We start from the raw sequence: 15,832 nt of genomic DNA on the forward strand, positions 1-15,832 counted from the left end.
GGGTCAGCGCCGGCAGTCTGAACAGGTGCCGAAGATTTCGATGGTGTGGCTGACGTCGGAGAAGCCATGCTTGGCGGCCACGGCCGTCGCCCACTCCTCGACCTCGTGATCGCCCACCTCGATCGTGGATCCGCAACTGCGGCAGACCAAGTGGTGGTGATGGTGCTCCGAACACCTGCGATAGACCGACTCGCCGGTGTCGGTGCGCAGCGTGTCGATCATGCCCGCCGCGGCCATCGACTGCAGCGTCCGGTAGACGGTGGTCAGCCCGATGTTCTCGCCGCGCCGGCGCAGCTCGTCGTGCAGATCCTGCGCCGAGCGGAACTCGTCGAGTGTCTCCAACAGTGTGGAAATCGCCGCGCGCTGACGGGTCGAGCGGACGCTCGCCCCTGACGTCACGGGGTGTCCTCGCTCGCGTGCGCGACGGCGTCCACCACGATGTGGGCGAGGTGATGATCGGCGAGCCGGTACAGCACTTCGCGCCCGGAGCGCTCGCCGGCAACCACGCCCGCCGCCTTCAGGATCTTCAGATGCTGACTGACCAGCGGCTGCGGCACGCCGAGCGCGTCCACCAGTTCGTGCACGCAGCGATGGGATTCCCGCAACTGCAACACGATGGCGATGCGCACCGGCGCCGCCAGCGCCCGCAACAACTCGCCCGCGGCATCGAGGATCTCCCGCGGCGGCGGGACCGGGTAATCGACCAGTCCGGAGTGCCCACCGGCGCCGAGTCCGCCGTGGTCATGGGCGACCGCGTCCAGGTCCGTTCCCATGCCGCCGTCGGTGGCCGCCGGCATCGACGCAGAACGTGAGGGGGACATCATGGGAGCGGCATCACCTCGAGAAGTGCCAGGTAGTGGGAAAGTCTCCGCCGTATCGGCTGCCTCCACTGTCACATGCATGATGACGCATGTCAAAGACCGCGGCGCCGATCGCTACCATGACTGATGCTCTGCGCACGGCGCTCGACCGCCAGGCGCGCCCACCCAACCCCGGAAAGGGAGTGCACCGCCCCGTGGCGTCCGTCATCGACACCGTAGTGAACCTGGCCAAGCGGCGCGGCTTCGTCTTCCCCTCGGGGGAGATCTACGGCGGAACCCGGTCGGCGTGGGACTACGGTCCGTTGGGTGTGGAGTTCAAAGAGAACATCAAGCGCCAGTGGTGGCGCGCGGTGGTCAGCGGACGCGACGACGTCGTCGGCCTGGACTCGTCGATCATCTTGCCGCGGCAAGTGTGGGTGGCCTCGGGCCACGTCGAGGTCTTCCACGACCCGCTGGTGGAGTCGTTGATCACCCACAAGCGTTACCGCGCCGACCACCTCATCGAGGCGTACGAGGCCAAGCACGGCCACCCGCCGCCCAACGGACTGGCCGACATCCGCGACCCAGACACCGGCGAGCCCGGACAGTGGACCGAACCCCGCGAATTCAACATGATGCTCAAGACCTACCTGGGACCCATCGAGACCGAGGAGGGCTTGCATTATCTGCGTCCGGAGACGGCGCAGGGCATCTTCGTCAACTTCGCCAACGTGGTGACGACCGCCCGCAAGAAGCCGCCGTTCGGTATCGGCCAGATCGGCAAGAGCTTTCGCAACGAGATCACCCCGGGCAACTTCATTTTCCGGACGCGCGAGTTCGAGCAAATGGAAATGGAGTTCTTCGTCGAGCCCTCGACCGCGAAGGAATGGCACCAGTATTGGATCGACACCCGGCTGCAATGGTATGTCGAGTTGGGTATCGATCCGGAGAACCTGCGGTTGTTTGAACACCCGGCCGACAAACTGTCGCACTACTCCGATCGCACCGTCGACATCGAGTACAAATTCGGCTTCGCCGGTAACCCGTGGGGTGAACTGGAGGGCGTCGCCAACCGTACCGATTTCGATTTGTCGACTCATTCAAAGCATTCCGGCGTCGACCTGTCGTTCTACGACCAGGCGACCGACGCGCGCTACATCCCGTATGTCATCGAACCGGCGGCCGGCTTGACGCGGTCGTTCATGGCCTTCCTGATCGACGCCTACGTCGAGGACGAGGCCCCGAACGCCAAGGGCAAGATGGAAAAGCGCACCGTCCTGCGGCTGGACCCGCGGCTGGCCCCGGTCAAGGCGGCGGTGCTGCCGCTGTCCCGCCATGCCGATCTGAGCCCCAAGGCCCGTGACCTGGCCGCCGAACTGCGCCAGTTTTGGAATATCGATTTCGACGACGCCGGTGCGATCGGGAGGCGCTATCGCCGCCAGGACGAGATCGGCACGCCGTTCTGTGTGACGGTGGATTTCGACTCACTCGAGGACAACGCGGTGACGGTGCGCCGGCGCGACGACATGTCCCAGGAGCGAGTCGCGATGAACACCGTCGCCGATTACCTCGCGGCGCGCCTCAAAGGCTGCTAGTCACTGCCGTCGCCGGGCCGCATTTGCGAATTAAGGTTTGCTTAAAAGTCCGGCCGTCGGTGGTGGCGGTGCCTTAGGATCTGCCGTGGGGCATAAGTAGATAGCCAGTTGAGCCGCGGGCGGATGTCGGGCCGTCTGACGCAGGAGCCGTTGACTCGGTCGGTTGGGGTGTGGATGATTCCCGCGTTCTTGTTCTTCCCTCCGGAAATCAACTCGGCCTTGATAGTCGGCGGCCCCGGTTCCGGTCCTCTGTTCGAGGCGGCTTCCGCGTGGGACGGATTGGCGGCGGAGCTGTCGTCCTCGGCGTCCTCGTTCAACACCGTGGTGACGGACCTGGCGGCGGGCCCCTGGACGGGTCCTTCGTCGGCATCGATGACGGCCGCCGCGGCGCCCTACGTGCAATGGCTGCTGATCGCCGCGGCGGAGGCGGAGGTGGCCGCGATCCGAGCCCGGCTGGCGGCGCTGGCGTTCGAGGGGGCGGTGGTCGCGACGGTGCCGCTGCCGGCGGTGCTGGCGAATCGTGCCCGGTTGCTGATCCTGATCGCGACCAACTTCTTCGGCCAGAACACGGCGGCGATCGCACAGACCGAGCTCGAGTACGTCGAGATGTGGGCGCAGGACGTGGCCGCGATGGTGGGCTATCACGCGGGGGCCCAAACGCTGGTGGAGACGTTGCCGGCGTTCACCCCGCCGCCCGCGGGTCTCGGCGGCGGCGCGGCATCCGCGGGCCTGGCGGGCCTGGCCGACCTGGTGACGGCGCCCCTGACTTTAGCGTCGCAGTTCTTCCAGGGCTTGTCCTCGCTGGGGACCGCGTTCGCATCTCAGCTGCAGTCGGTGTTCATGGCGCTCTCGCCGGCCGTCTCGTCGCTGACGTCGTTGATGACCTCGACGCCGGTGGCGACCCTCACGACGGTGGCCCAGGCCGGAATGTACCCGGCAAGCGCGCTGATGCCGCCCATGGTGGCGCTGGCCCAAAGCACCGCTCCGGCGACCGTCGCGCCGGCGGCGGCACCGGCGCCGGTTTTGCTCAGTGCCACCAACGTGGCCGGCGAGGCCCCGCACAGCGCGCATAGCGTGCTGTCCGATCTGCAACCGTTGGCCGGCGGAGGATTGGGCGCCCTCGGCGTCGCGTCGGCGGGCCTGGGGACCGCGCGGTTCGTCGGGGCGATGTCGGTGCCCGCGGCGTGGCAAGGGTCGATGCCGGCTTACGTGCCCGCGCCCGCGATGTCGGGCGTGGCCGGCGGAGCGCCGGCGACGGCGGCGACGGCGGGGGCGGCCGGCCCGGGCAGCGGCCCGCCGATGACGGCCATGCCGGTGGGTGAGAAAAACCCGAAGGGCGAGGACCGCGGCACCAAGGCCGAGGTGGTGCGGTCCCGGCCCAAAGTGGTGCCGCGGACCCGATAGTGACCGATGCCGTTGTTGCGGATGTGCATGGTGTGCACGGCGGTGAGAAACGGAAATCGATTAAGTTCGCCTGGACGCCGACAGGCGCCGTATCGCATTGCGCGAATTCATCTAATACCTCCCGTAAAAACAGCAACGGCGCGCCCGCCCGCATGCGTTGCCCGAGGCGCAAGCGAGCGGCGCAACGCGTCGGACCCCGTCGAGCACTCGTGGCCGACCGCTCGATCCCGATCACCCTTGACCGCCCTAAGGTGCTGTGCGGCAAGGGGTTTGCGGGGAACGGGTTGTCCGGAGCCGGGTGAGTTCCCGACAGTTCCCGGCGCGCGTGGCCCACACGGCGGCGGTCCTGACCGGCCAGGCGATGGGTCGGCGTGGTCCGACACCGGCTCAAATTAAAGGAAAATTGGCAATTCCCGCATATCTTCTTCGGTTTGTCTTACGATGTGACCGGTTGGTGTAAATAACTTCGCCACAGCGCCCGAACGCTTTGACCGGCTGTGGAAGGGGGCAGGGGTGCTTTTGCCTCTCGGTTCGCCGTTACCTGACGACACGGTGGCGGCAGTACGCGGTGAGTCCGGCGTGCTCGGTGGCTTATCGGTGCCGCTCAAGTGGGGGGTGGTCGTTCCACCGGACGATTACGACCACTGGGCGCCGAAGTCCGACGCGAGCGCCGAGACCGCGGAGGAGACACTCGACGCGCCCCGCCCGACAGCGGTCGCCGACGGCGTCTGGGGCGGATGGGAAGGCGAAGCCGCGCCGCGGCCCGTCGGCGTCATACCGCATTCCCCGGCAGCCGGCTGAACGCCGGTACGTAGCGAACCGAACTCGCCGCGGTAGCAGCGCGGCGACTCAGAATCGGCCGCCGCCACCCATGAAACCGCCGTCGGAAGAACCCGGGGCGCCACCGAACGACGTCGGGCTCCAGCCGCCGAATCCGCCACGCATGCCGCCGCTGAGCAGGTCGCCGATGATGATGCCGCCGAGCATCGCGCCCATGTCACTGCCGCCGCGACGGGTGTAGGCGCGCTGCATCGTCTGCACATCGTCGTTGGCCAGCGACTGGGCATGAGAGGCCAGCGTCGACGCCGCATTGGCATGCGCGATCGCTTCGCTCGGGTTCGTCGCGCCCATGTCCTGCGCGGCCTGCAGGTGGCGTTTGGCTTCGGCCAGCCGGGTGCGGGCGTCGGGGCCGATGCTGCCGCGGCGCGTGTCGATGTAGTCGGACACCGCGCGCACCCGTGTTTGCGCGGTGAACAACGCCTGCTCCAGCGATCGGTTGAGTCGCTCGGCGGTGGCCTGCTCTTCAGCCAGGGTGCCCAGCAGCTCGTGCAGCGCGGTGTCGGCCTTGGTCAGCTGTCCGAAGGCGCCCAGCGGATCGTCGGAACCGCCGGCGCGGGCGCTCTCGACGGCCCGGGTGGCCGCGTCGCGGGCCGCCACCAGATCGCCGGTGTGCGCGGATTTTTTCTGCAGCAGTTCGTTCGCGCGCGCGATGTCGTTCTTGATGTCGTCCATGGCCGATGGCAGCCGGTCGATCGCGTGCTGAATGTCGTTGGCCGCGTTGTCCACCGCGTCGAGCAGCGCTCGCGCCTGCCCGAGGGCCGACTCGGCGGCCCGGACGGCGTCGACCAGACCGGCTTGCCCACCGGTGACGGCGCGGGCGGCAAGCTCACGGGCGTTGCCGATGTTGCGGTCGGCGAACGTCAGCCGCTCCTTGGCCGTCGTGACATTGCCGGACACCGAAGTCAGTGCGGCGGGGCTGAAGTCGTGGTGCAGCGCCGCCAGCCGTTGCTCCGACGGCGCGAGGCGGCTGGTGAGTTCCACGTACTGCTGCGTCAGCGCGTCCAACCGTGACGCGGCGTTGATCACCAGATCGCGCAGCTGCTCGAACGCCTCGGTTTGTGACTCCAGCTCGCGGTCGGCCCGCGCCGCCGACACGATCACCTGGGTGAGCAGTTCGCGCCGCTGCGCCGGCGTCTCCGGTGTGCTGTCATCGAGTTGCTGGCGCACCGTGAACGCTTGGGACAGAGCCGCTTTGGCATTGGTCACCGCGCGGGTGAACGGCTCGGTTCGCTCCTCGCCGAATTCGCCGACCGCCAGGTCCAGTTCGTTGGCGCTGGTGCGAAGCGCGTTGTCGACGTCCACCACCAGCGTGCGGGACAGGTCGTCGAGCGTCTCCAGCGGCAGCGCGGCCAGCGCGTCGACGTCGGTGGGGTCGACCCGGCGTGCGGCCGCCAACGCCGCGGCCCGCCGGCGTTTGCCGCGATAGCGCATCACCAGCAGCAGGCCCGCCAGCGCGATGAGAATGGCCGCCAGTGTGGCCAGCAGGATCACCCGCCCCGACGAACCGGGCGACGCGTCGAGTCCGTTGGCCGCCGCGACGGCGGCGCCGCTCCAGTCGCCGCTGTGCAAGGCGGGTTCGATCTTGTTGCGCCGCAAGTTGTCAACCTGATTGGCGTTGACGCTCTTGATGGTGGACGGCACCAGGAATGCGTAGGCGCGGCTGGTGGTCGCGACGGCCAGCAGCGCGTCGTAGCCGCCCAGGTCGCTGGCGCGCACGGTGCGTTGCGCCCATCCCGTCGGCGTCTGCTCGGAGAAGTCGCCGACGTAGACCACCCACAGCCGGATGTGGCGGTCGGTGTACAGCTTGTTGACGGCGGCGGTGACCGTGCTGCGCCCGGAATCCGATAAGACTCCCGCGTTGTCGGTGATGTAGTCGGCCAACCGGAATGGCGGTTGCGCGCCGGCGGGCGGTGCCTGCAGCAGCCCGCCGCTGAGGCCGACCGTGAAGAGCGTCGCGAGCATGGCGAGCAGGCGAGCGGTGCGCATACGGCCAATCTAGCCCCGCGACGATGCAGGCCCGTAGGCCTGCTGAGGAGTGGGGCAATGCAGCACAGCCCCGCGACGATGCAGGCCCGTCGCGCCAGCCTTGGGCGCGCATTCCCTGGCAGACTGTGCGTCGGTGACCAGGAATCAGCGCGACCCCTACGACGACTTCGACCGTCAGCGACGGGTAACCGAAGCGGCCAAGACTGCGGGTCTGCCGGGCACGGAAGGCCAGCACCGCACCGACTTCGCCCGCGACCGCGCCCGGGTCCTGCACAGCGCCGCCCTGCGCCGGCTGGCCGACAAGACCCAGGTCGTCGGGCCGCGGGAAGGGGACACGCCGCGCACCCGGCTGACGCACTCCCTCGAGGTCGCCCAGATCGGGCGGGGAATGGCCGTCGGGCTGGGCTGCGATCTCGACCTGGTCGACCTGGCGGGCCTGGCCCACGACATCGGCCACCCGCCCTACGGGCACAACGGCGAGCGCGCGCTCGACGAGGTCGCTGCGAGCTACGGCGGCTTCGAGGGCAACGCCCAGAATTTCCGAATCCTGACCAGCCTCGAGCCCAAAGTGCTTGACGCACAAGGTAACAGCGCGGGGCTGAACCTGACTCGCGCGTCGCTGGACGCGGTCACCAAATACCCGTGGCCCCGCGGCGAAGGGGCGGGAAGCGCGGCCCGCAAGTTCGGGTTCTACGACGCCGACCGCGAGCCGGCGGCCTGGATGCGGTCGGGCGCACCGGAGGGCCGGATGTGCCTGGAGGCGCAGGTGATGGACTGGGCCGACGACGTGGCCTACTCGGTGCACGACGTGGAGGACGGCGTCGTCTCCCAACGCATCGACCTGCGGGTGCTCGCCGACGATGACGAGGCCGCGGCGCTGGCCAAACTGGGTGAGACCGAGTTTTCCCGGGTGCGCGCCGACGATTTCATGGCGGCCGCGCGACGGCTGTCGGCGCTGCCGGTGGTCGCCGCCGTGGGCAAGTACGACGCCACGCTCGCGGCGTCGGTCGCACTCAAGCGGCTGACCAGTGAGCTGGTCGGGAGGTTCGCCTCGGCCGCCATCGCCACCACTCGCGCGGCGGCCGGACCCGGACCGCTGGTGCGCTACCGGGCCGAGCTGCAGGTTCCCGATCTGGTGCGGGCCGAGGTCGCGCTGCTGAAAATCCTGGCGCTGCAGTTCATCATGTCCGATCCGCGGCATCAGGAAACCCAGGCCGGGCAGCGTGAGCGCATCCACCGGGTGGCGCAGTGGCTGTACGCGGGAGCACCCCGAACCCTCGACCCGGTCTTTGCTGCGGCCTTCAACACCGCGGCCGACGACGCCGCCCGGTGGCGGGTCATCGTCGATCAAATCGCCTCCTACACCGAGGGCCGGCTGGAACGGATCGACGCCCGCCAGGCCGGTCCGTAGTGGATCGTCGCCCGCCACTCGTCCGGTCCGGGAACCGGCGCGGCCGCCGCGAGTTAGGCTGCCCGATATGAAGAAATTCAGCGGCTCTCCCTTGATGGCCTCCCTCGTGATGGGCCTTCCCGTCGTCGCCATGACTGCCTGCAGTTCACCGCAGCACGAGAGCAGCCAGCCGGGCACCACCCCGCCGGTGAAGTCCGCCGCCCCGACCTCCTCCGGGGAGACGACGACGCCGGCACCCGCCGGCGGCTCGCTCAGCGCGGAGTTGAAGACGCCCGACGGCCGGACCGCGGCCACCGCGACCTTCGACTTCACCGGCAACTATGTGACCGTCACCGTGAAGACGGTGGCGACCGGCATCCTGACCCCCGGCCTGCACGGCCTGCACGTCCACGAGATCGGCAAGTGCGAGCCGAACTCGGTGGCCCCCACCGGCGGCGCGCCGGGCAACTTCTTGTCCGCCGGCGGCCACTACCAGGCCCCCGGCCACACCGGTAAGCCCGAGAGCGGCGATCTGGCGACGCTCGAGGTGCGCCAGGACGGCGCGGCCTACCTGGTCACCACCACCGACTCGTTCACCCGCGACGACCTGCTGGCCGGTACCAAGACCGCGCTGATGCTGCACGGCGCCCAGGACACCGAGAACGCGATGGATCGCGTCGCGTGCGGTGTCATCGGAACCGGCTAGCCTTCCCCGCCGCGCCCTTAGACTGAGCCGATGTCAAGCCCGGCAGGTTCATGGAGCGAGGGCGACGGGCGCGCCCGGGGCCGCGGCCGGATTCCCGATCGCGACATCGCCGCCATCCGCGAACGGGTACGCATCGACGAAGTGGTCGGCGATTACGTGCAATTGCGGCGCGCGGGCGCGGATTCGCTCAAGGGGCTGTGTCCGTTTCATGACGAGAAGTCGCCGTCGTTTCATGTCCGCCCCAACCACGGCCACTTTCACTGCTTCGGCTGTGGCGAGGGCGGCGACGTGTACGCGTTCATCCAGAAGATCGAGCACGTCAGCTTCGTCGAGGCGGTCGAGATGCTCGCCGACCGGGTCGGTCACACCATCACCTACTCCGGCCCGGCGACCAGCGTGCAGCGCGACCGCGGAAGTCGCAGCCGCCTCGTCGCGGCCAACGCCGCCGCGGCCGAGTTCTACGCGGCGGCGCTGGAATCCGACGAGGCGGCGCCGGCGCGCCAGTACCTGACCGAGCGCAACTTCGATGCCGAGGCCGCCCGTCACTTCGGTTGCGGGTTCGCGCCGTCCGGCTGGGACTCATTGACAAAGCACTTGGTGCGAAAGGGTTTCGAGTTCAAGGAGCTGGAAGCGGCCGGCCTGTCGCGGCAGGGGCGCCGCGGGCCGATGGACCGCTTCCATCGCCGCCTGCTGTGGCCCATCCGTTCCTCGTCGGGCGAGGTGATCGGTTTCGGTGCCCGGCGGTTGTTCGACGACGACCCGATGGAAGCCAAGTACATCAACACCCCCGAGACGCTGCTGTACAAGAAGTCGAACGTGATGTTCGGCATCGACTTGGCCAAACGCGACATCGCCAAGGGCCACCAGGCCGTCGTCGTCGAGGGCTACACCGACGTGATGGCGATGCATCTGGCCGGGGTCACCACCGCCGTGGCGTCGTGCGGCACCGCTTTCGGCGACGAGCACCTGGGGATGCTGCGCCGACTGATGATGGACGACAGCTTCTTTCGCGGCGAGCTGATCTACGTGTTCGACGGCGACGCGGCCGGGCGGGCCGCCGCCCTCAAGGCCTTCGGCGGCGAGCAGAACCTGGCGGGACAGTCGTTTGTGGCCGTCGCGCCGGACGGCATGGACCCCTGCGACTTGCGGCTGAAGTCCGGCGACGGCGCCCTGCGCGACCTGGTGGCCCGGCGAACGCCGTTGTTCGAGTTCGCGATCCGGTCGGCGCTCGCCGAGATGGACCTCGACAGCGCCGAGGGCCGGGTGGCCGCGCTACGCCGCTGCGTGCCCATGGTCGGCCAGATCAAGGACCCGACGCTGCGCGACGAGTACGCCCGCCAGCTCGCCGGGTGGGTCGGCTGGGACGACGTCGCGCAGGTCATCGACCGGGTGCGCGGCCAATCCAAGAACTCCAAAACCGCGGCCCGCGGCGCGGCCGGACCCAAGATGTCGCGGCGCGCGGAGCAGCCTCCCGCCGCGGCCCAGCCCGCCGCCCGTCGCCCCGACCCCCGCGACCCCACCCTGTGGCCTCAGCGGGAGGCGCTCAAGTCGGCGTTGCAGTACCCGGCGCTGGCCGGCCCGGTGTTCGACACGCTGACCGTCGAGAGCTTCACCCACCCCGGGTACGCCGCGATCCGCGCGGCCATCGAGACCGCCGGCGGCACGTCGGGCGGGATCACCGGGGCGCAGTGGCTCGAGGCGGTGCGCGACCGGGCCTCGTCTCCGTTGACGGCGGCCCTGATCAGCGAGCTGGGTGTCGAGGCCATCCAGGTCGACGAGGAGAAAATGCCGCGCTACATCGCCGGCGTGCTGGCCCGGCTGCAAGAGGTGTGGATGGGCCGCCAGATCGCCGAGGTGAAGTCGAAGTTGCAGCGCATGTCGCCGATCGAACAGGGCGACGAGTATCACGCGTTGTTCGGCGACCTGGTGGCGATGGAGGCCTACCGGCGCAGCCTGCTCGAGCAGGCTAGCGGCGACGAGTAGAGGACTCGAGCTCCTCGTCGGGCAGCGGCTCGACGTCGCGTTCCATGATGGCGGTTCGGTCGTCGATCTCCGCCAGCGTGACAAAGCCGGCGTCGGGGGAGATCCGATTCGCGATCTTGCGGCGTCCCCCTTCGATCATCGACTTGGCCACCGGGCTGCTGGTCAGCGCCTGATAGGTGCCGACGATCTGCTCGTATCGCCGACGACCGGCTTTCGAGCCCAGCACGTAACCCAGTCCCAGCACCGCGACATACCGGATCAAAGCGTTCCTCCCGACTATCGATGGCTCCATCCTGCCTCACCGGGCGGGGTGCGCGCGCGGTCGACTGGGCCAAGTCGGTGGCGACCCGCTACGCCCGGCTGCGATCGACCGGGGCTCGATGGTGGCGACCCGCTGCGCCCGGCTGCGCCGCGCTTGCGATCGCCACGGGGCTCGATGGTGGCGACCCGCTGCGCCCGGCTGCGCCGCGCTTGCGATCGCCACGGGCGGCCCGCGCCAGTTGGGCGTGGTCGTGCCAGTACGCTAGAGTCGTCCCGCGATCGGGTTAGTCCCCTGTAGCTCAATTGGCAGAGCATTCGGCTGTTAACCGAAGGGTTCCTGGTTCGAGTCCAGGCGGGGGAGCAGATTTCACCAAGCGACTCGGCCGTCACTGCCCGATCGCGATATCCGTCGGATTTCCCGCCCACGCCGCCGTCGGCGCCAAACCCAGATGCTCGCGCAACGTGTGGCCGCGGTATTCGGTGCGGAAGCTGCCTCGTTCCTGCAGCAGTGGCACCACCTTGTCAACGAACTCATCGAGGCCGTGCGGCGTCAGGTGCGGCACCAGGATGAAGCCGTCGCAGGCATCCGACTGCACGTAGCGGTCGATCTCCTCGGCCACCTGCTGCGGCGTCCCGACGAACTGCTGGCGGCTGGTCACCTCGATGATCAGCTCGCGGATCGACAGGTTCTCGGCTTCCGCTCGCGCCCGCCAGGTTTGGGCGACCGTCTTGGGATCGCCGTGCCGGACCCGACCTCGCGTGATGTTCGGGTTCTCGACGGGATCGACGTCGGGCAGCGGCCCGTCGGGATCGTAGGCCGACAGGTCCACGCCCCACACCTGCTCGAGGAACGCGATCGCCGTCGGCCCGCTGACCTGCTGCTCGCGGATGCGGCGCGCGTTGTCCTGCGCCTCACCGGGCGTGTCACCGAGCGCGAACGTCGCGCCGGGCAGGACCTTGAGCCGGTCGGGGTCGCGCCCGCGGGCGGCGGCGCGGCCCTTCACGTCGGCGTAGTAGCGCTGCCCCGCCTCGAGCGAACCGTGCAGCGTGAACAGGGCGTCGGCGTGCTTGGCGCCGAAGTCGCGGCCGTCGCTGGAGTCACCGGCCTGCAACAGCACGGGGTGGCCTTGCGGGCCGGCGGGCAGCGAGGCCGAGCCGCGGACGTCGAATTGCGGACCGAGGTGGTCGACGACGTGGATGCGGGCCGGGTCGGCGTAGGTTCCGGCGTCGACGTCGGCGATCACGGCGTCGGGCGCCCAGCTGTCCCAGAATTTGCGCGCGACGCTGATGAATTCCTCGGCCCGGTGGTAGCGGTCGGCGTGGGCGAGGAATCCGCCGCGGCGGAAGTTCTCCCCGGTGAACGCGTCGGAGGAGGTGACCATGTTCCACGCCGCGCGGCCGTCGGAAAGGTGGTCCAGCGACGCGAATTGCCTTGCCACCTCGTAGGGTTCGTTGAATGTGGTGTTGATCGTGCCGGCCAGACCGAGTCGCTCGGTCACCGCGGCGAGCGCGGCGAGCACGGTGAACGTGTCGGGCCGGCCGACGACGTCGAGGTCGTGGATCTTGCCGCGATGCTCGCGCAGCCGCAATCCCTCGGCCAGGAAGAAGAAGTCGAACAGCCCCCGCTCGGCGGTCTTGGCAAGGTGCACAAACGATTCGAACGCGATCTGGCTGCCCGCGCTCGGATCCGACCACACCGTGGTGTTGTTCACCCCGGGGAAGTGGGCGCCCAGGTGTATCTGCTTGCGCTGTCCCGCATCTCGAACGGTCATCCGGTCAGCCCCCATCGTTTGGCGATCAGTTCATGCGAGCGCAGCCGGTCGGCGTGCCGGTGGGTGACGGACGTGATGACCAGTTCGTCGGCGCCGGTGACCCGGCGCAGCAGCTCGAGCCGGTCGGCGACCTCATCGGGATTGCCGACGAATTGTGTTGCGGTGCGGTCGGCCACCAGCGCCTGCTGAGCCTCGGTCAGGGGTTCGCAGAAGTCGGGATCCGGGTAGGGGATCGCGCCCCGGCCGCTGCGAATCGAATACACCCAGTGGCCGTAGCTGGACGCGAGGTAGCGCGCGGTGGCGCTGTCCTCGGCGACCACGACGTCGGCCGACACCACGACGTACGGTCGCGCCAGTCGGGCGGACGGCCGGAAGGCGTTGCGGTACGCGGTGATTGCGTCGAGCGCGGTGCCGGGGGTGATGTGGTAGCTCGCGACGAACGGAAGTCCGCGGGCGCCGGCCACCTCGGCGCTCTGTCCCTTGGTGCTGCCGAAGATCCACGGTGTCAGCTGCGCGTGTTCGCCGGGAACGGCCCGCAGCGGATGGCCATCGACGGCGTAGGTGCCGTCCAGCATCGCTTCGATATCGGCGACCTGCTCGGCGAAATCCGCTGGCTGCGCGCACGGTTGGGCAAGCACAGACGCCTGCGCCCGCATCCGTTCGGATTTCATCAGCGGGGTTTGGTCGAACGGTGTGGGGATGAGCAGGCCGTCGACGTCCCGCCACGGCTGCGGCGCGCGGTCGGGTGGGGCGGCGAGCGCCGTGGCGGCCTCTTTGCGCCGTTGCCCGGACCGGCCCAGGCCCATGTCGATCCGTCCCGGATGCAACGCGTCCAGGATGCCGAAGCTTTCGACTACGGCGAGCGCCGTCGTGTTGCCGACCTGCACGGCGGCCGATCCGACGTGGATATGTTCGGTGGCCGCGGCGATCTGGCCGATCAGCGTCGCCGGTGACGAGCTGGCCACCGCGACGAAGTGGTGCTCGGCGAGCCAGTAGCGCTTGTAGCCCCATTGTTCGGCGTGCCGGGCCAGATCGATGGTGTTGCGCAGCGCCGTGGCGGCGTCGCTGCCGGCGCTGATGGGCGCCAGGTCCAGGATCGACAAGGGGGTGAGGCTCATGACGGCGCCGTCGCGTAGCGGTTGGGGGCGGGCGCCAGGCCGAGGCGCTCGCGCAGCGTCTCGCCCTCGCGGTAGCGGGTGCGGAACCGCCCGGCGCGCTGCAGCAGCGGCACCAGGCCGTCGACGATCGCGGGCAGATCGATCGCGTTGACCGCGGGTCGCAGCCGCACCCCGTCGGCCCCGGCGTGCTGCCAGGCGAGCAGCAGCTCCGCCAAATCGCTTGCGCTGCCACGGAAGACGTGCGCGTCGGAGGGTATGGCCGCGCCCGGCGTCAGCGGATCCTCACCCAGCGACACCACCAGATCGGCGTAGACCCGGATCGTGCGGCCCGCCGCACGTTGCGCCTGTCCGACCTCGGCCAGGATGGCACGCAGCGAGTCCTCGTCGCGTGGGGTGACAAAGACCAGGTCGGCGTTGGCGGCGGCGAACTCGTAGACTCGCGGCGCGTGCGCCAGCGCCGCCACCACCGGCTGGCCCTGGGGCGGGCGAGGGGTGATGGACGGTCCCTTGACCGAGAAGTGCTCGCCGGTGAAGTCGATGTAGTGCAGCTTGTCGCGATCGATGTAGCGTCCGGTCGCCACGTCACGGATGACGGCGTCGTCCTCCCAGCTGTCCCAGAGGCGGCGCACCACCTCCACGGCGTCGGCGGCCTCGCGAAACAGCTCGTCGCCGTCGGGGGCGGGTCGCCGGCCGAACAGCGCCGCCTCGTGTGCCGTCGGGCTCACCCGCACCTGCCAGCCGGCGCGGCCGTGCGAGATATGGTCAAGCGTCGCAATCGCTTTCGAGACATGGAACGGCTCGGTGTGGGTGACGGTCGCGACGGGGATGATGCCGATGTGTTCGGTGACCGGCGCGATGCGCGCGGCCACCAGTGTGGCGTCGGCGCGGCCGGCCAGGCGCCGGGGCGAGATTTCGGGCCGGCGGCCCGGCTGCGCATCCAGGCTGTCGTCGATGGTCAGGAAGTCGAGCAGGCCACGTTCGGCGGTGGCCGCCAGCGAGGCCCAGTATCGCCCGCTGAGTTGTCCGCCGCCGGTTGCGTTGTGCGCGAAGGCGTATCGCCACGCGTGGGGGTGCCACCCGTAGCCGTCGAGTCCCACGGCCAGATGCAGTCCGGTCATGACCGGCCTGCGGAACCTGGCGTCGCGGCGCCGTCGTGCATCGTGTCCATAACCCACTGTGCAACGCCGTGGGCGACGATGCATTCCGAAGCGGGGTTATGTTCAGCGTGAGCAATACTTTGCCGAGCTCATCGCTAAAGAACGTGCCAATGCTGGTCTTTGGGGGCCGGTCCGCTCAGATGGAGAAGTCCTCGCCGTACCAAACTCCGGCTTCGGGGGGCCGGATGACGTGGTTGGTCTGCGCGCCGTCCGCCCGAGCCTCGAGTTTGGTCACCCGGGTCAGCAATGACTGCAGGCTGACACCGACGAGATCGGGCATCATCGAGTCGTCCGGACTGCCGGGACGGCTGCGGCTGATGACCTGTCCGGGCACTCCGATGACCACCGCGCTGGATGGAACCTCCTTGACCACCACGGCATTGGCGCCGATGCGGCTGTCGTCGCCGATTTTGATCGCGCCCAAGACCTTTGCGCCGGCGCCGATGATCACCCTGTCGCCGATGGTGGGATGGCGCTTGCCGGTGTCCCTGCCGCTGCCGCCGAGGGTGACACCGTGGTAGATCGTCACGTCCTCACCGACTTCCGCCGTCTCGCCGATCACCACGCCGGTGGCGTGATCGATGAACAGCCCGGGGCCCAGGACGGCGCCGGGGTGGATCTCGACGCCGGTCAGGATCCGGGTGATCTCGGCGAGGATGCGCGCGATCAGCCTCGCCCCGCGCAGCCACAGCCAGTGGTTGATGCGGTGAAACCAGATGGCGTGCACCCCGGGGTAGGCGAAGATCACCTGCAGCGTGGTCGGGGCGGCGGGGTCTCGCTCCCTGGCTGCCCGGATGTCGGTGCGGATGGCGTCGAGCAT

14 protein-coding genes and 1 tRNA gene are annotated in these 15,832 nt (G+C 69.2%); 7 read left to right on the forward strand and 8 right to left on the reverse strand.

The genetic code is table 11. From position 1 onward, the window contains the following. Positions 1–3: 3 nt before the first annotated feature. Positions 4–399, reverse strand: coding sequence for a Fur family transcriptional regulator (locus tag AC0KS4_RS07795; protein WP_238957743.1), 396 nt, complete (start codon positions 397–399; stop codon positions 4–6). Continuing rightward, complete coding sequence (locus AC0KS4_RS07800; protein WP_374109679.1) at positions 396–773, reverse strand: ArsR/SmtB family transcription factor; 378 nt, start codon at positions 771–773, stop codon at positions 396–398. The genes AC0KS4_RS07795 and AC0KS4_RS07800 overlap by 4 nt, the downstream gene beginning before the upstream one ends. 230 nt (positions 774–1,003) lie before the next feature. On the opposite strand from AC0KS4_RS07800, the gene AC0KS4_RS07805 reads away from it, so the two are divergent. The 3 genes from AC0KS4_RS07805 to AC0KS4_RS07815 all read left to right on the forward strand — a co-directional run bounded on the left by AC0KS4_RS07805 (position 1,004) and on the right by AC0KS4_RS07815 (position 4,600). Beyond that, positions 1,004–2,395, forward strand: a complete 1,392-nt coding sequence (locus AC0KS4_RS07805) for a glycine--tRNA ligase (RefSeq protein WP_238958022.1) — start codon at positions 1,004–1,006, stop codon at positions 2,393–2,395. A 174-nt stretch (positions 2,396–2,569) separates the two neighbouring features. Further along, complete coding sequence (locus AC0KS4_RS07810; RefSeq protein ID WP_238958023.1) at positions 2,570–3,799, forward strand: PPE family protein; 1,230 nt, start codon at positions 2,570–2,572, stop codon at positions 3,797–3,799. A gap of 513 nt (positions 3,800–4,312) precedes the next feature. Next, the gene (locus AC0KS4_RS07815) at positions 4,313–4,600 is read left to right on the forward strand and encodes a hypothetical protein (protein WP_425326378.1); all 288 of its coding nucleotides are present in this window, start codon (positions 4,313–4,315) and stop codon (positions 4,598–4,600) included. Positions 4,601–4,648: 48 nt separating this feature from the next. Here AC0KS4_RS07815 and AC0KS4_RS07820 read toward each other — a convergent pair whose 3' ends face one another. After that, a complete protein-coding gene (locus tag AC0KS4_RS07820; RefSeq protein ID WP_238957744.1) occupies positions 4,649–6,625 on the reverse strand; it encodes a TPM domain-containing protein in 1,977 nt (658 codons plus the stop codon). Positions 6,626–6,758: 133 nt separating this feature from the next. Between AC0KS4_RS07820 and AC0KS4_RS07825 the strand changes: the two genes are divergently transcribed. The 3 genes from AC0KS4_RS07825 to dnaG all read left to right on the forward strand — a co-directional run bounded on the left by AC0KS4_RS07825 (position 6,759) and on the right by dnaG (position 10,704). Beyond that, positions 6,759–8,036, forward strand: a complete 1,278-nt coding sequence (locus tag AC0KS4_RS07825; RefSeq protein ID WP_225329744.1) for a deoxyguanosinetriphosphate triphosphohydrolase — start codon at positions 6,759–6,761, stop codon at positions 8,034–8,036. Between the two features lie 67 nt (positions 8,037–8,103). Next, positions 8,104–8,721: a superoxide dismutase[Cu-Zn] gene (sodC, locus tag AC0KS4_RS07830; protein WP_225329745.1), complete on the forward strand. Its 618-nt coding sequence runs from the start codon at positions 8,104–8,106 to the stop codon at positions 8,719–8,721. A gap of 30 nt (positions 8,722–8,751) precedes the next feature. Further along, positions 8,752–10,704, forward strand: a complete 1,953-nt coding sequence (dnaG, locus tag AC0KS4_RS07835) for a DNA primase (protein ID WP_225329746.1) — start codon at positions 8,752–8,754, stop codon at positions 10,702–10,704. Here dnaG and AC0KS4_RS07840 read toward each other — a convergent pair. Further along, positions 10,688–10,966, reverse strand: coding sequence for a hypothetical protein (locus AC0KS4_RS07840; protein ID WP_238957745.1), 279 nt, complete (start codon positions 10,964–10,966; stop codon positions 10,688–10,690). The genes dnaG and AC0KS4_RS07840 overlap by 17 nt on opposite strands. A 287-nt stretch (positions 10,967–11,253) precedes the next feature. Between AC0KS4_RS07840 and AC0KS4_RS07845 the strand changes: the two genes are divergently transcribed. Continuing rightward, a tRNA-Asn gene (locus AC0KS4_RS07845) sits at positions 11,254–11,326 on the forward strand. Between the two features lie 25 nt (positions 11,327–11,351). On the opposite strand, the gene AC0KS4_RS07850 is transcribed toward AC0KS4_RS07845, so the two are convergent. From AC0KS4_RS07850 to cysE, 4 genes are all read right to left on the reverse strand, one after another. Continuing rightward, positions 11,352–12,737 (reverse strand): NtaA/DmoA family FMN-dependent monooxygenase, encoded by a 1,386-nt coding sequence (locus tag AC0KS4_RS07850; RefSeq protein ID WP_225329748.1) that lies wholly within the window; start codon positions 12,735–12,737, stop codon positions 11,352–11,354. Beyond that, positions 12,734–13,855, reverse strand: coding sequence for an LLM class flavin-dependent oxidoreductase (locus AC0KS4_RS07855; protein WP_225329749.1), 1,122 nt, complete (start codon positions 13,853–13,855; stop codon positions 12,734–12,736). The genes AC0KS4_RS07850 and AC0KS4_RS07855 overlap by 4 nt, the downstream gene beginning before the upstream one ends. Then, a complete protein-coding gene (locus AC0KS4_RS07860) occupies positions 13,852–14,973 on the reverse strand; it encodes an LLM class flavin-dependent oxidoreductase (protein WP_225329750.1) in 1,122 nt (373 codons plus the stop codon). Before AC0KS4_RS07860 ends, AC0KS4_RS07855 begins: the two co-directional genes overlap by 4 nt. A gap of 175 nt (positions 14,974–15,148) precedes the next feature. Beyond that, complete coding sequence (gene cysE / locus AC0KS4_RS07865; RefSeq protein ID WP_225329751.1) at positions 15,149–15,832, reverse strand: serine O-acetyltransferase; 684 nt, start codon at positions 15,830–15,832, stop codon at positions 15,149–15,151.

The organism is Mycobacterium sp. NTMscope_MAC_12 (assembly GCF_976985675.1).

Excerpts from the sequence above, each read along its gene's own strand:
- AC0KS4_RS07850 (WP_225329748.1), bottom strand. The coding sequence starts at position 12,737 with ATGACCGTTCGAGATGCGGGACAGCGCAAGCAGATACACCTGGGCGCC.
- AC0KS4_RS07820 (WP_238957744.1), bottom strand. The coding sequence starts at position 6,625 with ATGCGCACCGCTCGCCTGCTCGCCATGCTCGCGACGCTCTTCACGGTC.
- AC0KS4_RS07800 (WP_374109679.1), bottom strand. The coding sequence starts at position 773 with ATGGGAACGGACCTGGACGCGGTCGCCCATGACCACGGCGGACTCGGC.
- AC0KS4_RS07855 (WP_225329749.1), bottom strand. The coding sequence starts at position 13,855 with ATGAGCCTCACCCCCTTGTCGATCCTGGACCTGGCGCCCATCAGCGCC.
- dnaG (WP_225329746.1), top strand. The coding sequence starts at position 8,752 with ATGTCAAGCCCGGCAGGTTCATGGAGCGAGGGCGACGGGCGCGCCCGG.
- AC0KS4_RS07860 (WP_225329750.1), bottom strand. The coding sequence starts at position 14,973 with ATGACCGGACTGCATCTGGCCGTGGGACTCGACGGCTACGGGTGGCAC.
- sodC (WP_225329745.1), top strand. The coding sequence starts at position 8,104 with ATGAAGAAATTCAGCGGCTCTCCCTTGATGGCCTCCCTCGTGATGGGC.
- AC0KS4_RS07810 (WP_238958023.1), top strand. The coding sequence starts at position 2,570 with ATGATTCCCGCGTTCTTGTTCTTCCCTCCGGAAATCAACTCGGCCTTG.
- cysE (WP_225329751.1), bottom strand. The coding sequence starts at position 15,832 with ATGCTCGACGCCATCCGCACCGACATCCGGGCAGCCAGGGAGCGAGAC.